The sequence below is a fragment of the Mesorhizobium sp. M1050 genome (assembly GCF_040318715.1).
Classification (GTDB): Bacteria; Pseudomonadota; Alphaproteobacteria; order Rhizobiales; family Rhizobiaceae; genus Mesorhizobium.
The window spans coordinates 1-26775 of sequence record NZ_JAMYMV010000077.1 but is presented as its reverse complement, the minus strand read 5'-3'; the positions used below and the strand labels follow the sequence as shown (position 1 = coordinate 26775).

The following is a 26775-nucleotide window of genomic DNA, read 5'->3' as shown; positions in this document are numbered from 1 at the left end:
CCGGCCTCGGCGAACGGCGTCCAGACACCAAGCTGACGCAGCAGCCCATTCGCTACTGCCGGCAGCACCTCTCCCGGCTTTGGCCAATCATGCCTTCCTGCCTCCAGCAACATCACGCTCCGCGCGGGCGCGTGCCGACGCAACGTCAGCGCCGCCGCCGCACCCGCAGGACCGCCACCGATCACGACAAAGTCAGCTTGCTCGGACGGCATAGAAGGAAGCCACCACTCCTGCCGGGTTGGTGCTGCCGCCGTCGCCTGAATGCGGGATGGTGCGCACCACAGAGCCAACGATAGCCGGAACCTCCAGCCGGTCCGTGCTGTTCGGCCAGACCGGTACGAGCCAGCCTATATAGTCGTAGATCCATTCTTCGCCGCCGACCACGCCCTTGCCCTGGAACCGGACTTGCATAGGCGAGCCGTAGCCGAAGCCGCCACGCAGATCGAGCGACCAACCTGGCCCGCCGATCGTTCCCGACAGCTCGGTTTGCGAGTTCTCGGAAATGGCCAGCGTGCCTTCTCCGAAGAGCAGGTCGTTGGCCGCTTTGCTGATGTCCGGATCGTTGAGGAAGCTGCGATAGGTCCAGTTGCCGACAAAGGGATTGCTCATCGTCATTCTCCCGAATCTTCGACGCAGATGTATTTGACACCGGGTGAGGGTTGGTCGAGACCGCCGGCAGGATTTCGGATCATGAATCCGAGCTTCGACCACTCGGTGACCATCTTGAGGTCGCCGGCCACAGTCTGCGGAATACCGCGTGCCCAATTGCGGAACTGGAAGTCGGTGCCGACCGGATAATAGACTTGCATCGGCCGGTGCGCAGGCCACCACAGCGTCTCCCATACCCGCCCCTCGCGCTCCAGCAACGTGTCACCTACGCTATCGGGATAACGCACGTTCCACTCCTCATAGGTAACGTCGATCGTCTGGGTGGAACATTCGTTGAAGTCGGCCTGCCAGGGCAGGCCGCTGAGCTTGGTCAGGTCGCCGGGCTGCAGACCGATATCGAAATCGCTGCCTTGCGACAGCGGGTCGGAGGCATAGGCGATGTAGCCTTCCTCGCTGGTGCCCGCGCCCCAGCGATTGGCATTCTCCTGCGCGGCGGTCAGCGCGAAGCTATACCATTCGGGGTCGGCTTTGATGCGATAGGGCTCGCGCCAGATCGCAGGGTTGCGAATGATCCACGTCACCTCGCCGCCCGGGCAGAAGGCGCCGCCGAGACCGTTCGAGAGCACGCCCTGGTCCAGACCGCGGCCGCCCGGCACATTCCAGTCCTTGTAGGGCTGCCACGGGTCGATGGCCGGTGCGAAGCCGGCATCCACCTCGTCGATGAAGATACCCGCCGCCCATTGCCTGAGCAGGAAGAGTTGCGTGTCGGTTAGCCGCAGGAACTTGCTCACCGTCTTGTTGGTGATCGGGTTATCGCCGGCCAATAGCGGCATCAGCGGTAGGTGGTAGGTGCGCGTCGCCGGATTGGCCTCGAGCCGAAATAGGTTTTCCTCGCCGGGCTTGCGCAAGAGGTCGAACAGGTATTGCCGCGCGGAGCGGCCCGGATCGGTCGTCGCGTCTTTGGTTGCCGCGGCAAGCGCGCGGTCCAGCAACTGGCCGGAGCGGTACTCAAACGCAAGCCGGCGCAGTGCGGCTTCGATCGGCTCGTCCGGGTCGGTGGTGCGATCGGGTTCGGCGGGCTCTTGCCGCGACGAGGATCGGGCGAGGGTGAGCATCCGCTTCTTGGGCGGCGCGGCTGCGGCGCTAATGTGTTCGATCACATCGCCGACGGCCGCGTCGAATGCGTTGCGGGCGGCTTCATAGGCTGGGTCGGCTACGGCATCGTTCTCAGCGAAAGCCGCTTGCCAGCGCGCGGCGTAGGCCCGCGCTGCCTCGCCCTCGCCGGGCCGACAGACCGCGGCGGTGAAAGCCGCTGCTGCCGCCTTAAGCGAGGCCCCGGCTTCGCCGACCACGGCATCCTTCGCAGCGCCCGGCGCATGCGTGGCGTCAAGCAGCATCAGGCTTGGTTCGACCGCAGCTTCAAGCAGTCGCCCGCCGACATGATCGTCTCTTGCGCGCCCTTCCTTCTGCGCCAGCGCGCGGGGCGCAACCCGCGGCGGAATGCACAATCGGTAGGGGTCGAATGTGCCCCGGCTCGACTGGTTGTGGGGAAAATTCGATTGCTGGAGTATGTTGGCGAAGTACGAGAATTCGTCGGCGCGGAAAATGATCGGCCAGACGTCGCGCCAGAACCACGGCCGGTAGGCCGGGTTCCACTCCACCGGTCCGGCCTTCCAATGTAGCAAGGCCGGCGTATCGGTGGGGTCGATCTTCTGCGGTGCGCTGAAAGTTCCTGCGGTGCCATACAAGTCGGTGCGATAGGCGAATTCGCGGATCGACATGTCCTCGATCACGTCATCCAGCGTGATCATGTCGAGCACTTCCGGCGCGTAGCGGGGATAGCCGACCAGCGCCCAGGCCGGATATTCGACGTCGATGTAGCGCAGCGCCTGGACGCGCTCTTCCATCATCATCAGCCGCGCCATCACCGGCCCGTCCGAAATGTCGTCGAACCAGCCGTCGCTGTTGGCATAGGTCTCGATGCGCGGATGGCCGAAGCCTGAGAGGAACGAGCCGCTGTTCCCATGCCCGCCAAGCACCAGCAGCCGCCCGTCGTCGTCCGTGATCATCTCGCCCAGCGTGTCGATCGCGTTGGGCGCCATCCCGGTTGGCGGGAAGGTGACGGCATAGGCCAGGTTGGTATCGCGCCCGAAGCTTGCCTTGCGCCGCGAGGTGCTGTCGACCGTTTGCGGGCCCGCGTCGATGATCAACTTCTGCCGTTCGACCGGATCGGTGATGCCGGCGTTGCGCAGCGGCGCGCCATCGGGATAGCCGGCCTCCCCTCGCAGCCCGTCGAAGGTGAACCAGGCCGCCTTCTTGTTGGCGAGCTGAACGCGCCACTGGATGTCGACAAGCTTTCCGCGATTGCCACCGCCCTCGACATGGTCGCCGATCTTAAGCGGGACGCCGTCAGGGTTGGCCTCGTTATAGACGAAGATTTGGAAGCGTGCCGCCTGACGCTTGATGCGGCCCTTATCGTCCTTGAAGTGCTTGATCGGCGCATCGCCCTTAGCGGCGTTGCCGTTGACGTCGCATTCGATCGGCATCTGCGCCGGCTTTTCCGGCGCGATGCAAAAGGCATCGGGGCTGTCACCGAGGCGGGCAATGCCGACAGCGGGATGAATGCGATAGATCGTTGCGTCGGCCATATTGATTTCCCCTTGGTGCCAGTGCCGGCCGTGGGTTAGTCGAGAAAATTGAGCGAGACCCCGTCGAGCCGCAACAGCTCGCGGTCTTCCTCGTAGGAAGCGCCGATCACCACCAGGCTGACGGTGAGGCTGGTGGCGCCGGCCGCGATCAAGCGTCTTGCCGCGCGCGTCACGTCGATGCGGTGGTTGCGCGGCGTGTTCATGCTGCGCTCGCGCAAATCGAACTTGCGGTTTTCCGTTGGCGGCACCTCGCAATGTCCGGGTCCGCCATAACATTCGCCATGGCCGAACACGGCGGCATAGCCCGCGTATCCAGGCAGGTTGAGTGGTGTCGTGGCATCGGCATCCGGCGTGTTGAGAAATACGCGGATGAAGCAGGAGCGCGGCAGTTGCGGCACGCGATGCAGTCGCACCTCGGCCGAGCGGAAGCCCTTGGTCGCTTCGGGCACCGCGATCGGCGCCGAGACAAAGCGCCCCACCGGGTTGGCCAGGCCGACCGGCATCAGGCATCCGCCGCGCACATATTCATAGCCGAAACGGCTCATTTCGAGCGTGTCGCGCACCGCATAGCTCCACGGCGTCAGCGCGGAATCGAGGTCCGCCGGCAGGCCGTCGGGATGCTCCTGCTGCCAACGCGACCAGAGCCGGTCGATGTTGGCATGCACTGGCCAGAAGATCGGATCGTAGGACGCAGTCAGGTTCGAGAACATGTCGCCGAACTGCGGCTCGGAATAGAGATCGTCACGCTGGTGGAATTTTCGGCCGGCAACACGCACCGCGCTGTTGCGATCGGCGGGAGCGTCGGTCTTGAACGCCGGGTTCATGCCACCGGTCCAGATATGCATGGTGTTGTGCGGGTTCTGGTCTAGGAAGCCGAAGCTGTCGACATAAAGGCTGCCGCCGCCGAAGTCGCGGAAGGTGCGCAGCGACAGGATCTCGTCAATGTCCTCCTGCGCCGGGTAATGGTAATGGATGACGGTGTTGATCGAACCGTTGCCGAACTGGCTGGAATAGCGCAGCGGATACCAGAGCGGATTGGCCTCGAGCAGCGCGTCGATCAGCCGTTTGCGGTTTTCGCCCGCCACATATTCCTTGCCGCAGGCTGTGCTCACCGCGTCGTAAACTTGGGTCGGATTGGCCCAGAACTGGCCGACCAGCGTGTCGATCTTGGCCGGAAAACCCTTATCGCCCAGGAAACGTGCCGATTCTTCCGTCAGAAAGCCCTTAAAGGCATCGGGAAGGATTGCGCCGTTGGCCGGGTCTTCAGGCTTGTAGCGCGATGCAGGGAAATCCCACCACGGCATGGTCACGTCGGGGCAGAAATCCTGCAAGGCCTGCTCGAATTCATAGAGATACACGCGGTGCCACGGCAGGAATCGCTCCCAGCCATGCTGGCAGTGGTTCTGGTGGATCAGCGCCAGGTTGTTGTAGCTGCGCTTGTCGCCGACCCACTTGTTGAGCTTGTACAGCTCGCGAAATGCATGGCGCAGCCGCTCTTTCTGCGCGTCGTCGAGCACATCGACGTCCATGCGCTGTCGCAATTCTCCCTTGGCATAGCGCCATGCCGCGGGATCAGATGCCGGGCCGAAGATCGGGCCGGAAAGCCCCTTTACCTCGACGCGTGCCTCGGTGGCCACACTGACCTCGCCGGCAAGCGCGACTGATCCGATCAGCTCTCCGGGACAGCCTTCGTCGATCCAGGTCTCGATCCGGTCGATATCGTCATAAGCGATCGGCTTGCCGCCCCAGGGCAGGCGGGGGAGCTGCTTGCCGTCGAAGGGCGGCAGTCCGCGCAAGCCGCGGACCAGCGCTGAGCGCGCACCGCGCCCCTCGGCGTCGCTCTTGCCGCAACACGTTGTTGAAAGCGGCGCGATCAGCGGCATGCCCTGGAGCTCAAGCGTCAGGAAATCCGGCAGCGTCACCCCGGTCAGGCTGCCTGGTCCAGCTTTGCCGCCCGCAGCGGTGAGGATCGCCTCCACGTCGCTCCACGTAAACGGCGCATCGGGTTCGGACGCCTGCGCCTTACTTGTGGGCATCGTGGCCACCCATCGGCATCCCATGCATCTGCATGGCGTCGCCCTGCACGGCGTCACCCACCTCACCGGGCAGCACCACGGCAACGTTCTGCATCATGCCCTGATCCTCGTGGTCTAGGATATGGCAGTGGAGCACATACTCGCCGATATAGCGCTCGTAGCGGGTGCGCAGCGTGATCGTGTAGATGCCTGAAAAACCCGTGGGCAGGTTTTGCGGGATCAGGCTCTTGATCCACAGCGTGTCTTTCCACACGCCCTTGAGGCCCGTATATTGCGGGTCGGGTGTCCCGGCGATGTCGTCTATCGCTCCAGGCGCGCTGACGTCCTTGCCGAGGGGGTCGGTGATTGAGACGATCTGGAACGGATTGACGTGGATGTGGAACGGATGGCTGACGAAATGCGATTGCAGCGTCCACACCTGCGCCTTGCCGAGCGGCAGCTGGCGGTCGATGCGGGTCGGATCATAGGGTTTGGTATCGGCGGTGTTGAGGGTGTTGCCAACCTCGAACTTTATGTCCGGCCCTGTTGTATCGATGAAGAAGGTCAGTTCCTGCGTGCCGCTGCCCTTGACCTCCTCGTCCGTGACGTCGGGGTGCGGTGTGAAGCTGGTGAACTTTATGCCAGCCTTGAGATCGGACACCACTGCCGCTTTGACGTCGGCGGGCATGTTGGTCTCGGCCAGTGCAACCAGTATGCTCTTAACATAGGACTCGACATTGTCGACCGGCTTGCCCGGCGCAACGTCGATCAGGCCGAGCAGTTGTGGGCTCACATCCAGCCCGTTGACCACGCCCGATTTGGGCGCCGAGGAATCGATCACGCAGTAGCGCCCGGCTTCCGGAAAGACGATCAGCGCGTCGAAGCGGTAGCCGGGCTGGAGCGTCGCCAGCTTGGTCATTTGCGCAGCCGCCATTGTCAGGCCATCGGCGGCGACCAGCGCATAAGGCACTGGCTCGGTGTCGCAGGTATCTTTGATGAAGGCGGCGGTGGTCTCGGCCCTGAGCAGGGTCTTCACCCCAGGCTTCAACTTGCCGTCGAGCACCTTGAAGAACTGCAGGCTGATCGTGTCGCGCACGCCGGCATGGATGATGCGCCAGCGCTCGATCTGACCCTGCGTCGCCTTCATAGGGTCGGTGGGGTTGAACACCTTGCCGTTGAGCGAGGTATAACGACCCGATGCCGGCCAGGTGCCCGGGCCGAACTGGTCGTAGCCTTCGATGCCGCCGACATCGCCGGGGTCGCAGAAATAGCGGCCGTTAATATCCTGCTTGATCGGGCCGAGGTCGCCTTGCTTCGCGGCCGGGCCGCGGCAGGCATACTGAATCTGCTGCATCACCAGCACCCGCTCCGGAACTGCCGAGGTCGGGATCAGCGTATCGATGTCGCCATGGGCGGTTGGCGTCGGCGGGCGACCGCCGCGAATGATCAACGCGCCGGCCATGCCGCTCGACACCTGCAACGCGGTCGAGCCGTGGCGGTGCGTGTGGTACCAGAACGTGCCGGAGGGGTGGTCAGACGGGATATTGTACTCGTAGGTGAACTTGGTTTGCGGGTTGATTGACAACAGCACATTGTCGCTGTTGCCGGTCGGGCTTACCCACAGGCCATGGGTGTGCAGGTTGGTGCCGTTGAAGCAGTGCGGAATGTCGGGCATCTGGCCGCCCGTCATGCAGCCGGGGTCGCCGGGCTGCGGGCCTGCCGGCAGCTGGTTGTCGAGGATGATGCGCACCGTGTCGCCGGGAACGGCCTCGATGGTCGGCGAGACATAGGGCGCACCGGGATCGACACCCTTGCCCGTGTAGCCGCGCAGATGAACCTTGTCGTAGCCGCCCGTCGACGGGTTGTAGATCTGATTGTCGATATAGTTGATCTTGAGGTCGAGCAGCCGGTCGCCGCGCACCGGTGCCGTGTTGCCGGGCAGGGGCGCGGCCGGTGCTGCCTCCGTCAGGATAGGCTTGGCGATCGGCGCGCGTTCGTCCTGCAACAAGGGTGGATTGAGGATCTCGGCTGCCGCTGACGATGCCGCCATTGGTCCCAGGCCACTAACGAAAACACCCGCGAAGATTCGCGCGCGCACCATCGATCCACCACGTGACATGGGGCCTCCCTCAAATTGGCTCTAGATTTCAATCCGCAAGCATAGTGACCCAGATCGTGAGAATTGTCTAGATGGATTGAATGTAAAAGGTGAAAGTTACTTCAATGGCCATGTGCAGGGTTGCTTATACGGCTCATTAAGATTTTATTGCAATTTCATTTACTTGTAGAAGTTCAGCCGCGATCGGCGGCTCTGCAGCGCGGCACGATCACCAATTTCGTATCCAGCTGGCGTTTACGCCGATGTCCGCTTCGCAGGGCGTCTTCCCCGAGCAAGCTCCTCGCCTACGTTTGGGCCGCGAAGAACAAGCACCAAACGGGCGCCACAGGTCTCGTGGCGGCTGGATTAGAAGTTCTTGCCCAGATTGACCAGGAACCCGTTGTCGGTATCGCCATCGCTGCCGAACAGGCCGCGATATTCCAGCCGCACGTTGAAGTCCTGCACCGTCTGCACATTCACGCCGAGGCCGAGCATGAAGCGGTCCTTGCCGAGCCCGTCGATCGAGGTGTGATAGATCGGCCCGCCGAACATGTCGGCGTAGTTCATGGTGATCGCGCTGTCGCCCTGGAAGTCGTGCTGGTACTCTATCCTCACCTGCGGTGAAACCACGCCGAAGTCAGCGGCGAACCCGTAGGCGAGCGTCAGGCCGAGATTGCCGGTGGTGGTACTGATGTCCTGCTCGCCATAGTGCAGGGCCGAGGAGGGATCGCCACTTTCGGCGAAGGCATCCAGCGTCGCCTTCGCGATGTCGAGACGCGCATAGGGCGAAATCTGCCATTCCTGGATCTCGAACTTCCTGCCGGCCGAAACCGAGGCGAACCATTGGCCACCGTCCCGCTCGCCGGTGGCAAAGCCGCCACCGGATGTCAGATAGCGCTGCGAGTCGAACGACAGCCACTGATATCCGACGAGACCGTCGATGAAGTAGTCCTGGCCGGGATGATAGCTGGCGTAGAGACCCGCCGTGTAGGCCTTGCCGGTGCTGCGGCTGCCATTGTCGCCGATGTCGCTGACATCGTGGCCGTAGCCGATGCCAAGGCCGATCGCGAAAGCGCGGTTGAGGCGATAGTCGACGCCGGCGCTTAGGCCTGTGGTCTCGAACTTGTAGCCGTCGTCGCCGTCACGCTCACCGATATTGATCGAGCCTCCGGTCCAGATGGTTACCTTGCTGTGGCCGAAGCTGCCGGTGCCGAAGCCGCCCGGCGTGCCCGATGTGGTGGTGTCGTCGAGGGACGATTTGAACGGCCAGTCCGGGTCGGCCGCCTTGCTGCGACCGCAGTCTGGTCCTTTTGCCGCTTGTTCGGCTTCCCCGCAGGTGCTGTCGAAGGAGAGCACGACGCCCTGGACAAAGGCCAGACCATCCGTGGGTTCCTGGCCATTGTCGCTGTCATGCAGGCCTTCCAGGCGCTGCTGGAAATTGCCTATCTGCGAGGTGGCGAAACGGCGCGTAGCCGCGGTCTCGGCGTTGAGGATGCCCATGACCTCGCTGTCCAGCGTCGGATCGGGACGCTCGACGACCTCGATGGTGATCGCCGTCACCGCCGACGTTGCATAGGCATTGCTCACGGTGAAGGTCACCGTCTCCGTGCCACGGAAGGTCGGGGTCGGCGTGAACGTCATCTGGAACCCGTTCAGTGTCGTCGTGCCGGACGAAGGCGGCGGCACGGAAACCAGGGTCGCACTGGTAAACGGTCCGCCGACCGCATCCTTGGTCAGGTCGACGACCACAGCCTTGCCGGACGATGTCGTGACATTTTGCGCGACAGGGACGGGCAGAGGCCTGACGTTGATCGTGACGGTGGCAGGCGCTGAGGTTCCGCCTGGTCCGGTCGCCGTGTACGTCAGTGTGTCCGACCCGTTAAAGGACGCTCCCGGGGTATAAATGATGTCAGTGCCGCTGACCGACGCGGTGCCGTGCGCGGGTGCGGTGGCGATCGCCACGGAGGTGATGGTCCCGCCATCGTTGTCCGTGACGTGGATGGTCACAGGCTGCCCTTCAAGCGTTTCAGCCGTCTCCGGGTTGGCGACCGGCGGGTTGTTTCCAATCACCAGGGTATAATTTGCCGCGCCGGTGAAACCGAGATCGTCCGTTGCCGTGGCGGTGATGTTGAACGAGCCGATTTCCGTCGGCGTGCCCGAAAGCATGCCCGCGGTTGACAGCGTTATTCCAGCAGGCGGCGTGCCGGTCAGCGCGTAGGTGTATGGGCCGGTGCCGCCGTTGGCCGCAAGCGTCTGGCTGTATGCAACGCCGTATTGGCCTGTGGGCAAGGTGGCCGGCGCCAGCGTTATGGTCGGCGGCGCGATCACCAGCGTGTAGGCCAGGCTCCCAGTGGCCGCGGTGCCGCCGGTGCTGTCCGTTGCCGTTACGGTGAAGCTGAAGCTACCCGCAACGGTCGGCGTGCCTGCGAGCGTATCTCCCGTGAGCGTTATGCCTGCCGGCAGCGTACCCGAAGTTACTGCAAAGCTGTAAGGGTTATTGCCGCCGCTCGCCGACAGCGGCTGGCTGTAGTCGGTTCCGGCCACACCGCCCGGAAGGCTGGCGGGCGACACCGTCAGGCCAGGCACAAGGACCTGCAAGCTGTAGCTCTGGGTGCCCGTCTGGCCATTCGCATCTTGCGCCTGAATCGTGATCGGAAATGTGCCGGACTGCGTCGGCGTCCCCGAAAGAACGCCCGCCGTAGTGAGCCACGTGCCGTTCGGCAGCGGACCGGAAGATACAGTGATGCTGTAGGGACCAACGCCGCCGGACGCGACAAGGGAGACGGGTGTGTAGGCAGCCCCCGCAGTCGCATCCGCCAGCGAAGCCGGCGTGATCGTGATGGTCGGCGCGCCGACATTCAGCGTGTAGTTGGCTGTGACGGAAAATGGCGCTCCGGTTCCGGTAGAGCTGTCGGTTGCCTTGACCGAAATCGGGAAGCTTCCGGTCTGGGTCGCCGTTCCGGACAGCAGCCCTGTCGTATCATCGAAGGACAAGCCGGTGGGAAGCGTTCCGGTGAGGGCGAAAACATAGGGCGAAACGCCGCCTGTCGTCGAAAACTGCTGGCTGAACGGCGCAGCGTAGGGAACGGTGAGTGCCCCCGCCGCCGGCGTCATGGAAAGCGTCGGCGCACTGACGGTGAGCGTGAAGGGCTGGGAAATCGGGAATGGGCCATTTCCGGTGCTGCTGTCAGTGCCTGTGACATTGAGGCCGAAGCTGCCCGCTTCTGTCGGCGTCCCGGAAACGGTCACGCTGTTGGTCGTCGTCCCTGTGGCGGAAAGGCCCGCCGGCAAGCCACTTACCGTCAGTGTGTACGGCGCAGCACCACCGGATGCGGTGAAGGTCTGTGAATAGGTAACGCCGACTTGGGCGGCCAAAGCCCCGGATGCCGCGACCACGATCGTCGGATTGCTGACCGTGACGGTTACTGTCGCCGGTGCGGACGTTCCGGCCGTATTCGTTGCCGTATAGGTGAACGAGTCTGGACCGGCGTATCCGGCAGTGGGGGTGTAGGTTATCGATGTGCCGCTGGCCATTGCCGCGCCGTGGGCAGGCGCTGTGGCGAGCGCAACCGATGTCGGCGTTCCGCCGGTGATGTTAAGCGTGATTGGATTGGCGCTGCTGTTATAGGCGACCGTGGCCGACACCGGATTGGCAACCGGCGGAATGTTGACGATCTGGATGCTGTAGGCGCGGGGCGCGCTTGAATAGGGGCCGGTTCCCGTGCTGCTGTCAGTCGCGGTTACAGAGAAGTTATAAACTCCCTCTGCGGTCGGCGTTCCCGAAAACGCACCCGCGCCGGACAGCGATATGCCTGGCGGAAGGGCGCCGGCCGTCACTGCATATGCGTAGGGCGCGGTGCCACCGGTCGCGGGATTGAGCGAGGCCGAATAGGCCGCGCCGACCGTGCCGTTGGCAAGTGTGGTCGTCGGTAGGCTGACGGTCGGCGCGGCAACAACCAGCGTATAGGCACGTGTGCCGCTGAATGGCCCGGGCACGGTGCTGCTATCGGTTGCCTGGACGGTGAAATTGAATGTGCCGCCGGCGGTTGGCGTGCCCGAAAGTGCGCCTGTTGTCGTGTTCAAACTCAGACCGGCCGGAAGCGATCCCGCGGTGACGGCGAATGTATAAGGGCCTGTTCCACCGCTGCCGGAAATGGTCGTGCTGTAGGTCGATCCGACCGCTGCGCCGCCAGGCAGAGTGGCCGGATTAACGACGAGGGTCGGCGCGGCATTGATGACGACGGTTATGTCCTGGATGACGAACCAGACGCCCCCGGTCGAGATCGTTGTGCTGTCCTGCGACTTGACCTTGAATGTGACGGTGCCCTGAACGCTCGGCGTTCCGGAGATCAGGCCGCTGGAAGACAAGCTCAATCCAGCCGGCAGGGGGCCAATCTCGACGCTGTAAGTATAGGGCGCGGTGCCGCCGCTGGTGCTGAGTTGCTGGCTGTATGCAAAGCCTACGGAGCCTGCGGGCGGGTTGGTCGGCGAAACGGCCAGCGTGGGTCCAGGGACACTCAAACTGTAGCTTTTGTCAGTCGTCAAAGGCGTGCCGGCGGTGGAATCCACCACATGCACGGTGTAATTGTAAGGGCCCGAGCCCGTTGGCGTGCCGGAAATCCTGCCGTTTGTTGCAAGGCTGAGTCCCGGGGGCAAGCTGCCGCCCCCCGGCGTATAGGTATAGGGCCCCACGCCACCGCTAGAGGAAAGTGTCTGGTCGTAGAAAACGCCGACTGCCGGTGTCGGCAGGCTTGCAGGGGTAACGGTGATCGGCGAGCTGGCAGGGGAGACTGTCACATTGACCGTGACGACACCCGAGGAGGCGTCTTCAAAGGTGAAGCTGTCGGACAGGGCGCCGTCGCCATTGTTGACATAGGTCAGGAGCCCGGCCGACGGGTTGTCGATGGTGACGGTGCCGTGTGCGGGCTGCACCACTTGGCTCTGTGGGTTTGTTCCGAAAGCATCGCATGATGACGCGTCGATCTGATGAGAGCCGCCAGATGCCACGGTAAACGTTATGGGGGCGGGGCAGCCTAATGATGGAGCGGCCTGTGCCCGGGATGGAGCGAACGCAGCCATGCCAACAAACGCTAGCGTGGCAACCCATAGCAGGAAACTGCCGGCAAGCGCGTCCGAACGCCCGACGCAATACTTTACAGTCAGATCCAATGCACGCCCCCCATGCCGCCAATCGACACGCTTTATTGCCGAAGCGAAAAATATCAATCAATCAAAGCTTTAATCTGCCCCAGAATCCGGGCGCGATCACCTTCTTCGGATTCGAATGCAAAGTAAATCATACAGTCTTCACCATGTCTACCTCAGGTGAAAGACTCCACTTGCAGAATCCGTGATTCATGAGCAATGATGAATTCAACAAACTAAGATGTCTAATATTAGGAGGTGCTAATGGCGGAAGTTTTTCTCGGTCAGATCATGATGACGGGATTCGGGTTCGCGCCAAAGGGCTTCGCCTTTTGCAACGGCTCGATAATCGGCATCGCTCAGAACCAGGCGCTGTTTTCGCTGCTCGGCACGACCTATGGCGGCAATGGTACCACGACCTTCGGCCTGCCCAATCTGCAGTGCCGCACCCCGGTCGGATTTAGCCCATCCGCCGATCCGAACTGGAACCCGACGGCCTATCAGTGGGGTGAAACGGGCGGGGTTGAAAACGTCACGCTGCTGTCTCAGCAACTGCCGGCCCATAACCATGTGGGTAATGCGACCACGGCAGCGGGTGCGGCGCGCAATCCCAGCGGGGCGCTCTATGGCGCCACCACAAACGCCATCTATGCCGCACCGAATGGCCGCGCGGTTCCCTTGTCGGCTCCCACCGTCACCTATGTCGGCGGCAACCAGTCGCACCCGAACATTCAGCCTTACGAGACCATCAACTACAACATCGCGATGAGCGGGATTTTTCCGTCACGCAGTTGACGCCGCCAGCACACAATTGCCCGCCAAATCACTGCCCTGAGGAGGTCCATCGATGAGCACGCCCTTTGTCGGAGAAATCCGCATGTTCGGTTTTTCGCGCGTGCCGAACGGTTGGTTCGCCTGCGACGGAGGGGTGTATCCCATCTCGGAATATGACGTGTTGTTTACACTGATCGGCACCACCTATGGCGGCGATGGCCAGTCCACGTTCGCCGTGCCCAATCTTTCCGGTCGTGTGCCCATCCATCAGGGCACAGGGTCTGGCCTATCGAGCTATGTCCTGGGCCAGGCGGCCGGCAACGAGGACGTCACCCTGCTCCCTCAGCAGATGCCGCAGCACAATCATTCGATGACCGCGACCACGTCGAGCGCCGATGGCAAATCGGTCAACACGGCGGCCGAACTTGGTGCCATCTCAAACGACACCATGTATGTGACCGATATTGCCGGCGCTACGCCTTATGTCACCGCCCCTCAATCGACGCAGACTATCGGCGGGAACACGGCTCACGACAACACGATGCCGACGCTGACAGTGCAGTTCTGCATTGCATGGGCGGGAATTTACCCATCGCAGGGCTGAGCCCGCGCACGGGATTGTTTATGGAAACCGGTTCGCCATCCAGATCGCAAGGACATTCCAATGACTGAGCCCTTCCTCGGTGAGATACAGGTTTTCGGGTTCAGCTTCGCTCCGCGCGGGTGGGCTTCCTGCAATGGCGCCGTTGTTCCGATCCAGCAAAATTCGGCGCTGTTCTCTTTGCTTGGCACCAACTACGGCGGCAATGGCACAACTACCTTTCAACTGCCCAACTTCACCAACCGCGCCGGCTGCAACCAGGGCAGGGGCCCCGGGCTTTCAAGCCGCACCATCGGCGAGACGTTTGGCGCAACCAGCGAGACGCTGACGGTTGCACAAATGCCGGCGCACGCGCATCAGTTCACCATATACAACCAGCCGGATCTGGCCAAGAAAACGGGCTCGCCCTCTGCCGGCAATTCATTGGCCCCGCCCGGAAGCACCAGTCCTTTTGTGGCCAATGCGCAGGCGAACGCGCAATTCCTGTCCACCATGCTCGGCGCTACCGGGAACAGTCAGCCGCATGAGAATCGCCAGCCTTACCTCGCGGTGAATTACAGTATAGCGATGTCGGGGGTCTTTCCGTCCTTCGGTTGATGGCCTCCAGCAAAGCAGAAGCGTTGCCGGCATTTCCTGCCGGCGAAAGCTCCCGGCTGAGCTTTCCACGTGGCGCGTCCCGCAGGGCGACGCTCGCGGACATTCCATTTCTGCGCCGGCTCTACTGGTCATTCCGCATAGAGGAAATGGAACCCGTGCCTTGGCTGCAGGAGATGAAGCGGGCTTTCATCGACGGGCAATTCGCCCTCCAGCATCGCCACTATGTCAGCGTATTTTCAAACGCCGATTTCCTGATCCTTCAGGACAAGGGCAAGCCGATCGGACGGCTCTATGTCGATACCAGCACCGAGCGTTGGCATATCATCGACATCGGTTTCCTGCCGGAATGGCGCAAGCGTGGCCGAGGGATCGCCCTGCTGAAGGCAATTCAACGCCAGGCGCAAACCTCCGGGGCATCGGGGGTATTCCTGCATGTCGAGCGACGCAACATCCGCGCACAGGCTCTATACCGCCGCCTTCAGTTTCAGGAAGTCGATGCTACCGATACCCATATCGGGATGGAGTGGTCTACGGCCTGACCGGCCTTGCTTGTCCGGTTCGACCGGATGCACCGTCAATTGAAGATTGCCTGATAGACAATGCCTTCCTTGTCCCTGGCCACAGGGACAAGGAACATTTCGAAGCTGCCCAACGTCGCATTCTTCAGCTTGTAGAGCCTTTGCGGTAGGACGATCGGTGAGCCGCTTCGAAACATCAGGGAAAAGGGCGATCGCCGAATTCCGGGAAATCCGCTTTCCGGCAGCGGCCGCGCCTCTGACAGCGTCATGGGCAGCGAACTCTCCCCCATGTCGAGGTCGAACGCGCTGCCGACGCACCCGGCGAAATGCTCCAGCGTCACAAGTCCCATGAGCTCTCCACTTTCCCGCACTTTGTGCGTCTCAGGCAACCATCCCATGGTCGGGTCGTGGACGGCACGCCGATCGGCTCGATTGATACCGTGTTCTGGCACGGCATGAAAGTTCTTGCGAGCCCTTCCTTCCGGCAAGATGTGGCTTCTCGATCCAAGCATTGTTGGTCGACTGTAGTGTCGCTGTGGGAGGTGCGTCCTCAGTCTTTGGAATATTCGCCAGGGCGGATCCGCTGCGAAACAGTAGACTGGCAGCATAGAATCCCCCCCCGCTGGTCGTCGCATGATAGCCGGCAGGGGCCGATTTGGCGGTTCCGGGCCTGTATTGCCATACTGCGAAATCAATGCGATCGCATCGGGATTGTTGCCGTTTGCATCCCGCGGGCCACCGATGATGGCGAACAGGCAAAGAGCGCCCGAGTTCGCGTGAACGGGACTGACCTCATGCGATGCCGGCGATATTAGCTTCGCCTCGTCGAAGGCCGGCCACACCAGCCCGATCATTGCTGTGGTGCATCAGGTGCTGGGGCTGCTGCCCGAGCTGTCGGTCGCGGAAAACATCGGCATCGTGCATGCAAGGTCGGGCTGGTCGCAAATCAGCCGTCGCCGCATGCGCGAAATCGCCCTTGGTGCGCTCCGGCTGATCGACCCCGCGATCGGCGAAGAGATCATCGATTTGCCGGCACGCAAACTGTCCCTCCACGAGGGCCAGATCGTCGAGCTCGCTCGTGCACTTTCAACTGGAGCGGAAGTGCTGCTTCTTGACGAGCCGACGGCCAACCCAACTGCCGGCGAGACGGCCAAAGTTTTCTCGGTGCTGAAGCGGTTAGTGCAGGAGGAAGGCATCGGCATCGGCATGCGCTCAACCGGCCGTTCTCGCCAGAGGAAACGTTTGCCAGGTTGATCTCAGGTGACTCTCAAGCTTGCGCCGGCCGGCTAAACGCGACGGCATGAACACCGCGACCGTCAGCTATAAGCGTGATGTTTCCCGCCGCAGATGATCACTTAGGACGACAATGTCGGGTTTACGACGATGTCGGAGATCGGACACAGATGGGGCGGCTCACCACCACATTGTAATTGAAAGCTTTATTCCTTTGGCACGGTTAGTGCGGCGAACGATTCGCAAACATGCAGGCCACCCCACAAGAGAGGTGGGCGTCATCCGGATTCTTGCGTTAACGGTCCACTCGGAGTGGCAGCCGACGGGCGCGGGCGGATGCCGGCCACCCGATTGTCATCGATTCCGGTCTGCGGAAAACAGGAAGCGGATTAGAGGGACAACCAGCATGAACTCGAATTTGAAACGGTTGGCCAAGGCAACTGCCATCGCCTTGCTCTGGACGGTCAGCGCTGCGTGGGCGCACGAAGGTATGTGGATGCCGGGCCAGACTGCGGAAGTGGGCGCGGCCATGCGCGCGGATGGGCTCCAGATCGATCCCGCACAGCTGGGCCGTCTGGACGCTGGCCCGCTCAACGCGATCGTATCACTTGGCGGATGTTCTGCCTCCTTCGTCAGTCCACAAGGGCTAGTCGCAACCAATCACCACTGTGTGTTCGGATCCATCCAATACCACAGCAAGGAGGGTCAGGACTATCTCACAAACGGCTTTCTGGCGAAGAGCGTGGACGAAGAATTGCCCGCGGCGCCTGGCAGCCGCATCTATGTGATCGAGCATATGCGGGATGTGACCGCCGACATGCTCAACGGCGTCTCGGACAAGCTGAACGGCTTTGCCCGCTATGAGCGGCTCGACACAAACCGCAAAACGCTGATCGCCGCATGTGAAGAACAGCCCAATCGCCGCTGCGAGGTATGGGCCTATTATGGCGGCGCCTCCTACTATCTGGAGCAGAAACTCGAAATTCAGGACGTGCGCCTTGTCTATGCGCCCGCGCTTGGCATCGGTAACTTCGGGGGCGAGACCGACAATTGGATGTGGCCGCGTCACACAGGCGACTTCGGCTTTTATCGCGCCTATGTCGCTCCTGATGGTTCCGCCCGTCCATATGCGCGCGACAATGTTCCTTACCGGCCGAAGAGCTGGCTGCCCATAGCCCGTGACGGGGTCAAGGAAGGCGATTTCGTCATGGTCGCCGGCTTTCCGGGGTCCACCAATCGGTTGCGCACCGCCGACGAAGTCCGGTTCAATTTCGCGCACTACGAACCGCTGCTGCAGCGTTTGCTGTCGGACTATGCCGCCCAGATCAGGCAAGCCACGACAGGCAATCGCGAGGCGCAGATCCGCTACGCCTCCATCCTGCAAGGCGCGGAAAACTACGAGAAAAAGCTGGCGGGCGATCTCGCCGGCGCCGATGCAATTGGGCTCGAGGCGCGCAAGGCCACCGAGGAGAAAGCTTATCGCGACTGGGTCGCTGACGATCCTGCGCGGCAGGCGCGCTATGGAGCAGCAATCCGCGAACTGGACGCCATAGTGGCCGAGAATAGCCGGGCCTCACTCGAGGAGCTGCGGCAGGCGCTGCTGGACCGCGCGCAAATCCTCTCATCCGCGCGCGGTCTCTATCGCTGGGCCAAGGAGCGCGAGAAGTCTGACGAAGACCGTGAAAGCGGATTTCAGGATCGCGACCGTAACCAGACCGTGGATCAACTGATGCAGATCGAACGCCGTTATCTGCCCGACATCGATCGCAAACTCTTCGAGGCCGCGCTCGATGAATATCGCCGGCTGAACGAAAAGGACCGCGATACTGCGTTCGAGACCGCTTTGGACCAAATCGGCCTTGACCGACTTTATGCAGACACCAAACTCGCTGACACGGCCACGCGGCTCGGCTGGCTCGACAAGCCCGCGGCTGCTTTCGAGCTGTCGGACGATCCTTTCATCAAGCTGGCGGTCGCACTCTACCCCGGCGATATAGCTACGGAGCGCGCGGCCAAGGACCGCGCCGGCCGCACGCAGGCAGCCCGGGCGACTTATATGCAGGGCCTGCGTGCCTATCGGCAGTCGATCGGCCGGTCCGTGTATCCCGACGCCAATGGATCGCTGCGCATCACCTGGGGTAAGGTGACAGGACGCACGCGCGACGGGCAGATCTGGACGCCCTTCACCACGGCCGAGGGACTTCTAGCGAAGCACACTGGCAAAGGTGAGTTCGATGCGCCGGATGCCATAGTTGCCGCGATTCAGGCCAAGGACTATGGCCCATATGTCGCGCCAACGCTGGGCACGTTGCCGGTCGACTTCATGTCCACCGTCGACATCACCAACGGCAACAGCGGCTCGGCGACGCTGAACGGGCGTGGCGAGTTCGTGGGTCTCGCTTTCGACGGCACACTCGAGGGCGTGATCTCGGACTGGGCTCCCGATGCGGACCGTGACCGCGCCATCCATGTCGACAGTCGCTTCATGCTGTGGACCATGGACAAGATTGACGGGGCGGGCCGGCTGCTCAAGGAAATGGGAGTGCGGCCGTCATCGCGCTCCTGTGCGGATAGAAAACGTTGATAAATGTCAGGGTCTTGTTGCAATGGCTGAATGGGAGGCGCAGAGAGGTCTGACACGAGGCCAATCACGCGGCAAGGCGAGGCTCGCCTTAATGTGATGCAGACCGAAACTGACGGGGCGATAGCCGAGATGGTCGCTCGCAAGCTGGTCGTGCGGCTGGATGCGCGGCTGATTGGGCTCCCGCTTCATATATGCCAATGCCCGCGCCGACCGCGTTTCCAGGAGCTTATTCGACCGACGTGTCACGCCCGTGAGTTCCGCCACGTACATGAGGACAACCGCGATTTGCATATTCGCAGGGTGAAAGCCCCGTTCGTGTCTGAACTGCTTGGTCAGATAAAATACTGAACACTATGGCAACGAGCGCAGAGAGCCATATGCTCGTCGTGGTCTTGAGCATTCGAACCAAGCGATCCAACTCACATCGCGGTCAACGTCTCACATCGCGGTGAACGTGGAGTCTGCTTGTTGCGCTCGCACTTTGCGTAGCTGGCGCGATGGCTTGGGGGTTTGTTGGCCGGCTCGCCTTCCATACCAAAGGGTCAAGGTATTTTGGCGATGCATTCCTCGAGACGCGCCAGGCTGAACTTCGCATTGCGAAATTCATGTCCCGCTTCGAAACGCCGACGGCGCCCATTGGTGCGGTCACTATGAGGTCGCGCTCCAGTTCGGCCATGCGCGCTCGGACCCTGTCGACCCTCGTCCTGATGCAACGCCTTGGTCCATCCACACCCGCGCATCGGTCTTCCTGCCAGCACACCAAAAGCCATGAGAGGTAGCCACCGAGCTTCCAATTTCCGGCAAGCCGAAACGCTCTAATTTAACATCGGCGCCCGCTTGGGAAGAAGCGCTGGGCCTCCGGACCTGACGTCCCGTCGGCCCATGAGCGGCAGCGCCAAAGCGCAGTCACAGGCCCCTCAAGCGCCGGGCAGCGCGCCCTTCGCCGACATCGCGAAGAAATCAGCAGGACGGCCAGCCCCACGCCGCACGCGGTCAGGATAAGGCTCGCCATGAAGATGCAGTTGGCGCGTTCGTAGGTGTGTCGGCGCAGCGAACTCATGTCGAGCAACATGGACACCGCCCGCATCTGAAACGCGATGCCGGAGAGGATCGGCACAACGGTGAACAGATCGTAGAATCGCCATGGCCTGGAGTTAGCAGCCCAATGCGTGACGAAGCCGGGCGAAAAGGCAAGCAAGATCCCCACGACGGTGATTGTACCGTTGCGAAAAATCGTCTCGATCCCTTCGGATAGTTGTCGTTCAAGTGCTCTCCCGTCCATCAGCCGTAGCAGGCGCGGTCGACATTAAGCTCTCGGGATCCCTGTACATCGCCGCCAATTGGTCAAGGGCCGAGCACCGAAGCCATACGGCACCGTCTCAGGTTGCGCTGCCCCTCCTTTGCGGCTGGTGGCGCTGAAGCAAAGCGCGCGTTTGATGTCATGGATGGCTCTGAAAATCGGCGTCGCCGCGATCGAGGCGGCGCGGCACGGTTGATGCTCCATCGCGTCTTGTAGCCAGATCGCTGCCGGAGCGTGTTCGCGTTGCCAGCTAACTGCGACGTAGAACGCTCTCCGACGCTCGAGGGCGGACAACCCCGATTTGGCGCCGCCTGTGGCGAGCAGTTCGAAGTTCCATTCAATCGAAACCAAAGAGGAGACGACAGTGGCGAAGGCGAAAGGTTCGGCGAAGAACGCCAAAGCGGAGGCAAGCAAATCGGTTTCCGTTTGGGAGGACGATCCCGGAACGGGGATACTGGTTAGCCGACCCATTCCAGACCTTTCCAAGAAGCCTCTTGCTTTTGGGTTTCCCGAGCCTGCTCCAAAGCCGGGCGTATACCCTCCCGGAGCGGCCGATTTCAGGTATTGGACCGCAGCGGAGGCGTTGCGACGGGGCGCGGACTTCTGGTCGGTGCGCGTTCCGCTGACGAAGTGGCAGGTCGGCGCGACCCTAAAGGTCATCCTCGACGAAGGAGACGATCTCAATGCCTACTACGATCGCGAGGCCCTTAACTTCTTCCACAGTCCCTCTCGAACAGGTACCGTTTATTCGGGAGAGAGCCCCGATGTAGTTTGCCACGAGATGGGACACGCGGTACTGGATTCCTTCAAGCCGGAGTTGTGGGACGTAGGCAGCCAGGAAGTCGCGGCATTCCATGAATCGTTCGCCGACATCAGCGCAATCTTGTCGGCCATCCAGCTTCCGTCGCTTCGCATCAGCATACTGCACGATACCGGCGGCCGCCTTTACAGAAATTCGCGGCTTTCTCGCCTCGCCGAACAGATCGGCGCGGCCATCCGCGCGCAGCGTCCGGACGCTGTAGATGCGGACTGCCTGCGGAATGCGGTGAATTCCTTTGGGTACCAAGACCCGAGCACGCTCCCCAATTCGGCTCCGGCAGCACAGCTTTCTTCGGAGCCACACTCGTTTTCGCGCGTTTTTACAGGCGCGTTCTTCGAGTCGCTCGGCACGGCCCTTTCCGCCAAGGCGCAAGATCCAACAATGCCGACGGAAGCTGAATTGCTCTCAGTCGCAAGCGATCTGGCCGGCATTCTCATAAGCGCGATCAAAGCTTCGCCGGTGGTGTCCAACTGGTACGCCCAAGTGGCCGCGAATATGGTGATCGCAGCTGGCCCGGTGGATGCCAGATATCCGCCGATCATCAAAGCAATCTACGTGCGTCGTCTGATCCTCTCTCTGCACTCCGCAGCGAGCATTGCCTCTGTCCCAACCGCGCGAGCTGCTGGCCCTGCCGCTGCTGCCGCACAGGAAGAACTGGCCGAGACAGCGTTGCCGGCAGTTGACTACGGGATCAACGGGGTGCTCTTCGTCAGGACGCCATCACAGAAAGACCATTTTGTCGCATTAAGCGCCGCCGGTGACTTGTCGCCGGTACAACCTCTCAGCGCAGCGACCGCGGCTCAGATGTTCGTCGACGATCTGTTTAGCCGAGGTCGTGTGGACTATGACGATGTGGTATTGCCTGAGGCTCGGCTGGATCACGGACGTAAGCTAAAGTCACATCGGCTGGTAACGACCCCCGGCGGCGCGCGCTTGGAAAGGCTGCTATTCGATTGCGACTGTGGATGCCAATGATAAGCTGGACAATATGATAGTGCGAAATCATAGAGAGAGCGAAGGTGCCGTCTAAAAGGAAGGCCGATCTTATAGTCCCGAACGACTCCGAGAAAGCAGCGTTCGTGCGAGGTTTGATCGAACGGGGCGAAGCCGTACAGGCCCATCCCGACGGTTCTTTGCCTCCAGGGGCCACCCATCTTATTGTCGGGAAGACAGAGAATGGACTGCCGATCGTCAAGCGTGCCAGGTTCAGCGCGTTTTAGTGCCCGAAAACTGATGCTTGGTTCCAAAGTCATAGGTCCGCCTAGCGCGTCAGCTTGGTCGTTCGGCATACCCTGTCCGTACGGCAAAAGCGGACACGAGCGAGCAGGCCAGGGCGGCACGTTTTGCTCCACAATCGCCGTCGTGCCAGTTGCAAGGACAGGGCAGCGATCGAGCCTGATTGCGCGGCGAGCATTTCCATTATGGCCGTCGTATACCCAAGAAAGGTTTCGACGGGCATGATGAATTTATCCGCCGCGCTCTTCACATGCCGCGCATTCTTCAGGTTGAGGCCGTCGCCGCTGCCAGAAAGCTGTCTCCCATCGCGCGGCGGCGGCGTAGTGGGCAGCAAGCGCGGGCGTGTAGTCGGCAAGGCCTTGCGCGGCGATCATCCCATAGCGCGCGCGGGCGAGGTCATCGCGTCCGTCGGCCATGTCCGACGCGGCATAGGCGGCGAGGATGCCCGAGCGCAGCGCATGCACGATGCCGCGCGACGACAACGGGTCGGCGGCGAACAGGCAGTCGCCCGCCGCCACCCAGCGCTCACCCGCGGCCGGATCGATCGTGGCCGTTCCCGCCGATCTGATCGACGCCGAGGTTTCGCGTGCGCCTGGGGGTAGGAGCGGGGCGATGAATTGCGTCGCCGCCAGTGCGCCGTACCAGGATTGCGGATCGCGCAGTTCGCTGCCCAGTGGGATCGGTCAGGCACGCCACCACCCGGCGTCCGCCAGGCAAGTCGGCGCTGTACCACCAGCCCTCGGGCCGGGCCTCGATGACCATGCGGCAATCGCCCGGGAAGCGGGTGTATGCGGCGAGGTGGCCGTGCACACGAAGCTTCGCGCCGAAGGATCGCGCCAGCCGCCAGCTGCGGCCGGTCGCCCAGATCACGGCGCCGGCGACAATGTCGCCACCGCAATTTCCCTGTCATCAACCCGCGCTACGCCACGAGCATTGTTGGGCAGATGCGGCTGGATCACACCCCACTCGAAGTCGCTCAATTCGTATCGACGCATTCAAGCCTCCAAAGGAAGCCTTGAATCAGAACCCGTCACAAAACGGAAATCCAGTTTATGAGTTTGCGACCTAGTTGAAGAAAGGACCACCGCAAGATGGGGCCTTGCAGAAGTAGCTGCCCGTGGCGTTGAATGAATCAACAAAGCAGGATGTCCGACAGAGGTGCAACTTGCTGCAGCGGGCGCAGTCCGGATCAACGACCTTCGGGTTCGCGGTCCGCGCACGAAGGACAGCAAACGCTTCACTGTCCCAGATTGCTTTGAGTCCCGCGCTGAACACGTTGCCGTAGGTAAAGGCCTTCACCCCATGCATCTTGTCACAAACTGAGACGTCACCGCTCGGAAATATCGACATCCCCATATTGATGCCACCGCAGGGATACCACTCGCTGTGGTTCCACTTTCCCTTTGCATCCTTCGGCGTATGCACAGTGCAGACTTGTGCATACTGCTCTCGCTTTCGCTCGATCCGATTTCTTATCCGGGCCAGGTCCTTGGAGGTCACCTTGCGAGCGCGATTGGCAGGAGACTTGATGGCCCCACTCTCCATGTAGGAGATGCCGACTTCCGCGACACCCAAATCCACCAGAAGATCTATAGTCTCTTCCACTGTGTTCTGGGTCATTGGTGTCACCACACTCTTGACCACCACCCGAATCCCCGCCGCCCGCAAAAACCGAATCGCGTCGATCACCTTTGGGAAGTGCCCGCGAGACCGCGTAACCTGATCGTGTAACTGCGGTGAAGGCACGTCTAGGCTGATCGTCATTTCTTCCATGCCCGCAGCTGCCAACCGAAGGGCAATGTCCGAACAAGTTCCGATCACCGTGCCGTTGCTGGTCATGGCCGGAAGCATGCCCAGCGAGAGGGTGCGCTCCACTACCTCAAGCCAGCCGTCGAAAAGCGTTGGCTCACCACCTGTAAGCCCGACAAATACGACTCCCCAATCCGCCGCCTCGTGCAGCAGTTCGAGGCACTTGCTCAGGGTCCAGCGTCTGTCGCTCCTCTGGTGGCGATACTGGTAACAGTACGAACAGCTGAAATTGCAGTTGAAAGTGAGAGTGAAACTGATTCCCGCAGGAACGGGCCACTTTCCGAAGGTGGCGCGTTCTATGGCGGGGGTGTCGGCCGGGTAGAGGAATTTCTGTGGACTAAATCGCTCGGTTGGATTTGGTTTGGCTTCGAACGTGAGAAACTGCCGATAAAGTCTAAGGAGCTGATCTACTTGGGACTTTGCTTCAACATCCGTAAGCCCAAATGTCTGCCCATAGATATAGGCGATTTCGGAGGTGAGGAGTGTTCTGTCGCACAGCGACAGAAAGAACGCGTGAGAGGGATCGACCATGCGAATCTGTGATGGATGTCGAGCATGAACCAAGGCATAGCCATGCATTGGCTTGAGTCGTACCGATTTTTTGAGTTGGGGCAGCAATTCGATATGGCCCATGGTCGGATATCCGGATTTCAAAGCACAGCTGCGCTTTTAAGAAAGCAAGAAAGTAGCTGGCCGACGAAAATGCCGGCCAGTGCACCACTTAAAGAGGCTGGACCTGAATGCAGGTAGACAGAGTATTCCAGCAGCCGGGAAGACAGGTGACTGCTTCAACCCCGTCTGTCAGCCGCTGCGCCCGCGCCTCGGCTCGCGAAGCCTCATCACGAAGCTGAGCAGCCAAACTCCGCAGAACGTCTGGTTGATGTAGATATCCTGGTTTTTTTTCCTTCGGCATAGGTCAATCTCCCTTGGTTGATCGCAACCCTCAAAGGCTTGCGGCAGATGACCCGCAACGGGCGCACCATGTTGAGGATGTAGCCGCCAATCTCGCCCAGCGAATCGCTATAGGCCTTTTTTGCTGGGGTTTTTGATAGGAGGTCGGAGTGTGCTTGATGAATGCACCTAAAATTCCCAGGAGACAAAACTGTTAGCTGTCGGACAAATTGTCCTTGATCGAACGGACCGGGTAGATCCGGTCAGGGTGCATTTGAGTGGCCGGAGCACAGATCTGCGCAGCACGGGTATCCCCGCTACGCGCCGGAAGTGCTCGACATGATCACGCTGGAAGATGTGGTCGAGGACATGTCGATCCGCGAATTCGCCTATCGCACCGACATGTTTGGCACATCAGGCACGTTTGACGCGCCGCAAAAGATCGATCCGACCGAGACCGCAGCCCTGCTTCACTGGAAAGCTGGACCGGTGGAATGGAGCCCAGCCTATCGTCCATGGTTCTGGCGCGACATCTGGCCGATCATTTTCCGTGCCGGTTGAATTCTCCTACTTCGCCAACATCCTCCAGCAGTCGAACTTTCCGCACAGCCAGTCGAACCGGGGGACGTTAGATCCCAATCGCCTCTGCATCCTGCCGCGCATCGCACCACGTGCGCTGGCGCAGAAGGAACTTCGCGCCAAGGATCATGTCGGCGGGCGGCTGCTCGAGGCGGCAGTGGAACCTAGCCTGATGCTGCTCAATGCAACGCAGGCGTAAGCCGCCGATGCGCAGGCCATGTTGTCGGACAGCGAGGCCCTAATCGACCGCCTGGAACTGGCGAAAAGCCGAGGCGCGAACTGCGCGGCCAGAGATCCGAGTGTACGGCGCGACTGATCGACCAGATGGAATTGCAGCTCGAAGAGCTGGTCGTGGTGCCACGGAAGAGTTGCGGCGCAGGCTGCTGCTGCCAGACCCAGAGCGTGCGTTCGTTCACGCGCAAACGGCCGGTACGAAAGCGCTGGCCGGAGGATATCGAGCGAGAGCGTGTTATCATTGATCCTGCGACCACCTGTGCATGCTGCGGGGGCTCGCGCCTGTCGAAACTGGGCGAGGACGTTACCAAGACACTGGAAGAGATCCCGCGCCGGTTCAAAGTGATCGAGACGGTACCGACGCTCGTGACTGCGAGGCGATCAGCCAGCCGCCGGCACCGTCCATGCCGCGCCCACGCGGCTTCATCGGCCCTCATCTGCTGGCGACGATCCTCTTCGGCAAATTGGGAATGCACAAGCCGCTCAACCGACAGAGCACAAGGTTCAAATGCGAGGGCATCGAGCTTTCGACCTCGACGCTGGCCGATCAGGTCGGGTTTGGGACATCCGCTCTCATGCCAGTCTTTGATCTGATCGAGGCGCATGTCTTCGCGGCCGAGCGCCTTGTCCGCAACATTGCGAGGACACCAGCGCTCCCGTCGCTCGCGCCGTCGCGTCAAGTCTAGCGATTGCGACAGCCTCGATAACAGAGCCTGCAGGGCGAAATCATGAATCGTTAACCTGCAAGGACGGCTTGGCGGTAGGTCGGGTTCATGAGGGCTTTGAGGCGCTTACGCTTGAGCGAGGTCTTTGAAGGCTCGCGTCGGAGCATGTTGAGCACCGCGCGGCGGATCATGGCGAGGTTGCGCGCCGAATGGTCTTTACGGACGCGGCACTCGTCTTCGCGGAACGCCACGTCCAAGACCCAATGCAGATTGTTCTCCACGCTCCAGTGGGCGCGCACGGCGGCGGCGAGGCGGACGGGGTCGGGCGGCAGCAAGGAGATGAAGAGCCGCGTCTCGATCGAGACCGCGCCGGTCTTCTTGATCGTGCGACGCGTTGTGACGGCGAGAAAGCTCGCAAG

Annotated in this window: 20 protein-coding genes and 2 pseudogenes; 10 read left to right on the top strand and 12 right to left on the bottom strand. The window is 61.5% G+C overall.

Features of this window, described 5'->3' with window-relative positions:
• From NKH57_RS28550 to NKH57_RS28525, 6 genes are all read right to left on the bottom strand, one after another.
• The coding region (locus tag NKH57_RS28550) for an FAD-dependent oxidoreductase (RefSeq protein ID WP_352949423.1) at positions 1-212 on the bottom strand (212 nt) is incomplete at its 3' end.
• A complete protein-coding gene (locus NKH57_RS28545; protein ID WP_352949421.1) occupies positions 193-609 on the bottom strand; it encodes a hypothetical protein in 417 nt (138 codons plus the stop codon). The genes NKH57_RS28545 and NKH57_RS28550, both read right to left, overlap by 20 nt.
• Before the next feature lie 2 nt (positions 610-611).
• The gene (locus NKH57_RS28540; protein WP_352949419.1) at positions 612-3257 is read right to left on the bottom strand and encodes a LodA/GoxA family CTQ-dependent oxidase; all 2646 of its coding nucleotides are present in this window, start codon (positions 3255-3257) and stop codon (positions 612-614) included.
• A 35-nt stretch (positions 3258-3292) separates the two neighbouring features.
• Positions 3293-5293, bottom strand: a complete 2001-nt coding sequence (locus NKH57_RS28535) for a tyrosinase family protein (protein WP_352949417.1) — start codon at positions 5291-5293, stop codon at positions 3293-3295.
• Positions 5280-7391: a multicopper oxidase family protein gene (locus NKH57_RS28530; RefSeq protein ID WP_502907348.1), complete on the bottom strand. Its 2112-nt coding sequence runs from the start codon at positions 7389-7391 to the stop codon at positions 5280-5282. The genes NKH57_RS28535 and NKH57_RS28530 overlap by 14 nt, the downstream gene beginning before the upstream one ends.
• A 345-nt stretch (positions 7392-7736) precedes the next feature.
• The gene (locus NKH57_RS28525; protein WP_352949411.1) at positions 7737-12302 is read right to left on the bottom strand and encodes a putative Ig domain-containing protein; all 4566 of its coding nucleotides are present in this window, start codon (positions 12300-12302) and stop codon (positions 7737-7739) included.
• Positions 12303-12779: 477 nt separating this feature from the next.
• Here NKH57_RS28525 and NKH57_RS28520 point away from each other — a divergent pair, with 477 nt between their 5' ends.
• The 4 genes from NKH57_RS28520 to NKH57_RS28505 are packed head-to-tail and all read left to right on the top strand — an operon-like array spanning position 12780 to position 15026.
• The gene (locus tag NKH57_RS28520; RefSeq protein ID WP_352949409.1) at positions 12780-13310 is read left to right on the top strand and encodes a phage tail protein; all 531 of its coding nucleotides are present in this window, start codon (positions 12780-12782) and stop codon (positions 13308-13310) included.
• 52 nt (positions 13311-13362) lie between these two features.
• Entirely contained in the window at positions 13363-13893 is a 531-nt protein-coding gene (locus NKH57_RS28515) for a phage tail protein (RefSeq protein ID WP_352695726.1), read from the top strand.
• 60 nt (positions 13894-13953) lie between these two features.
• The gene (locus NKH57_RS28510; RefSeq protein ID WP_352606122.1) at positions 13954-14487 is read left to right on the top strand and encodes a phage tail protein; all 534 of its coding nucleotides are present in this window, start codon (positions 13954-13956) and stop codon (positions 14485-14487) included.
• On the top strand, positions 14487-15026 hold the full coding sequence (locus tag NKH57_RS28505; RefSeq protein ID WP_352949407.1) for a GNAT family N-acetyltransferase: 540 nt from the start codon (positions 14487-14489) through the stop codon (positions 15024-15026). The genes NKH57_RS28510 and NKH57_RS28505 overlap by 1 nt, the downstream gene beginning before the upstream one ends.
• A gap of 35 nt (positions 15027-15061) precedes the next feature.
• Here NKH57_RS28505 and NKH57_RS28500 read toward each other — a convergent pair whose 3' ends face one another.
• Entirely contained in the window at positions 15062-15355 is a 294-nt protein-coding gene (locus NKH57_RS28500; RefSeq protein WP_352949405.1) for a DUF6916 family protein, read from the bottom strand.
• 436 nt (positions 15356-15791) lie between these two features.
• On the opposite strand from NKH57_RS28500, the gene NKH57_RS28495 reads away from it, so the two are divergent.
• Together NKH57_RS28495 and NKH57_RS28490 are read left to right on the top strand one after the other, a co-directional pair.
• Positions 15792-16259 (top strand): ATP-binding cassette domain-containing protein, encoded by a 468-nt coding sequence (locus NKH57_RS28495; protein ID WP_352949425.1) that lies wholly within the window; start codon positions 15792-15794, stop codon positions 16257-16259.
• 112 nt (positions 16260-16371) lie between these two features.
• Positions 16372-18822: a S46 family peptidase gene (locus tag NKH57_RS28490; protein ID WP_352949403.1), complete on the top strand. Its 2451-nt coding sequence runs from the start codon at positions 16372-16374 to the stop codon at positions 18820-18822.
• A gap of 820 nt (positions 18823-19642) precedes the next feature.
• On the opposite strand, the gene NKH57_RS28485 is transcribed toward NKH57_RS28490, so the two are convergent.
• A complete protein-coding gene (locus NKH57_RS28485; protein ID WP_352949401.1) occupies positions 19643-20104 on the bottom strand; it encodes a hypothetical protein in 462 nt (153 codons plus the stop codon).
• A gap of 382 nt (positions 20105-20486) precedes the next feature.
• Between NKH57_RS28485 and NKH57_RS28480 the strand changes: the two genes are divergently transcribed.
• Positions 20487-21917, top strand: coding sequence for a gluzincin family metallopeptidase (locus tag NKH57_RS28480; protein WP_352949399.1), 1431 nt, complete (start codon positions 20487-20489; stop codon positions 21915-21917).
• A gap of 491 nt (positions 21918-22408) precedes the next feature.
• Here the strand turns inward: NKH57_RS28480 and NKH57_RS28475 are convergent, their stop codons facing one another.
• The 3 genes and pseudogenes from NKH57_RS28475 to NKH57_RS28465 all read right to left on the bottom strand — a co-directional run bounded on the left by NKH57_RS28475 (position 22409) and on the right by NKH57_RS28465 (position 24620).
• Positions 22409-22696, bottom strand: coding sequence for a hypothetical protein (locus tag NKH57_RS28475; protein ID WP_352949397.1), 288 nt, complete (start codon positions 22694-22696; stop codon positions 22409-22411).
• 378 nt (positions 22697-23074) lie between these two features.
• Positions 23075-23173 (bottom strand): annotated as a pseudogene (locus NKH57_RS28470) (IS5/IS1182 family transposase); the annotation flags it as partial.
• Between the two features lie 70 nt (positions 23174-23243).
• A complete protein-coding gene (locus tag NKH57_RS28465) occupies positions 23244-24620 on the bottom strand; it encodes a radical SAM/SPASM domain-containing protein (RefSeq protein ID WP_352949395.1) in 1377 nt (458 codons plus the stop codon).
• Positions 24621-25217: 597 nt separating this feature from the next.
• Between NKH57_RS28465 and NKH57_RS28460 the strand changes: the two genes are divergently transcribed.
• The 3 genes and pseudogenes from NKH57_RS28460 to NKH57_RS28450 all read left to right on the top strand — a co-directional run.
• Positions 25218-25439, top strand: coding sequence for a hypothetical protein (locus tag NKH57_RS28460; RefSeq protein WP_352949393.1), 222 nt, complete (start codon positions 25218-25220; stop codon positions 25437-25439).
• A complete protein-coding gene (locus NKH57_RS28455) occupies positions 25429-25656 on the top strand; it encodes a hypothetical protein (protein WP_352949427.1) in 228 nt (75 codons plus the stop codon). Before NKH57_RS28460 ends, NKH57_RS28455 begins: the two co-directional genes overlap by 11 nt.
• A pseudogene (locus NKH57_RS28450) lies at positions 25657-26317 on the top strand (IS66 family transposase); the annotation flags it as partial.
• Between the two features lie 110 nt (positions 26318-26427).
• On the opposite strand, the gene NKH57_RS28445 reads toward NKH57_RS28450, so the two are convergent.
• A partial coding sequence (locus tag NKH57_RS28445; RefSeq protein WP_352949391.1) for an ISAs1 family transposase occupies positions 26428-26775 on the bottom strand: 348 nt, incomplete at its 5' end.

Excerpts from the sequence above, each read along its gene's own strand:
- NKH57_RS28545 (WP_352949421.1), bottom strand. The coding sequence starts at position 609 with ATGAGCAATCCCTTTGTCGGCAACTGGACCTATCGCAGCTTCCTCAAC.
- NKH57_RS28540 (WP_352949419.1), bottom strand. The coding sequence starts at position 3,257 with ATGGCCGACGCAACGATCTATCGCATTCATCCCGCTGTCGGCATTGCC.
- NKH57_RS28535 (WP_352949417.1), bottom strand. The coding sequence starts at position 5,293 with ATGCCCACAAGTAAGGCGCAGGCGTCCGAACCCGATGCGCCGTTTACG.
- NKH57_RS28530 (WP_502907348.1), bottom strand. The coding sequence starts at position 7,391 with ATGTCACGTGGTGGATCGATGGTGCGCGCGCGAATCTTCGCGGGTGTT.
- NKH57_RS28520 (WP_352949409.1), top strand. The coding sequence starts at position 12,780 with ATGGCGGAAGTTTTTCTCGGTCAGATCATGATGACGGGATTCGGGTTC.
- NKH57_RS28515 (WP_352695726.1), top strand. The coding sequence starts at position 13,363 with ATGAGCACGCCCTTTGTCGGAGAAATCCGCATGTTCGGTTTTTCGCGC.
- NKH57_RS28510 (WP_352606122.1), top strand. The coding sequence starts at position 13,954 with ATGACTGAGCCCTTCCTCGGTGAGATACAGGTTTTCGGGTTCAGCTTC.
- NKH57_RS28505 (WP_352949407.1), top strand. The coding sequence starts at position 14,487 with ATGGCCTCCAGCAAAGCAGAAGCGTTGCCGGCATTTCCTGCCGGCGAA.
- NKH57_RS28500 (WP_352949405.1), bottom strand. The coding sequence starts at position 15,355 with ATGGGACTTGTGACGCTGGAGCATTTCGCCGGGTGCGTCGGCAGCGCG.
- NKH57_RS28490 (WP_352949403.1), top strand. The coding sequence starts at position 16,372 with ATGTCGGGTTTACGACGATGTCGGAGATCGGACACAGATGGGGCGGCT.
- NKH57_RS28485 (WP_352949401.1), bottom strand. The coding sequence starts at position 20,104 with ATGGACGGGAGAGCACTTGAACGACAACTATCCGAAGGGATCGAGACG.
- NKH57_RS28465 (WP_352949395.1), bottom strand. The coding sequence starts at position 24,620 with ATGGGCCATATCGAATTGCTGCCCCAACTCAAAAAATCGGTACGACTC.
- NKH57_RS28460 (WP_352949393.1), top strand. The coding sequence starts at position 25,218 with ATGATCACGCTGGAAGATGTGGTCGAGGACATGTCGATCCGCGAATTC.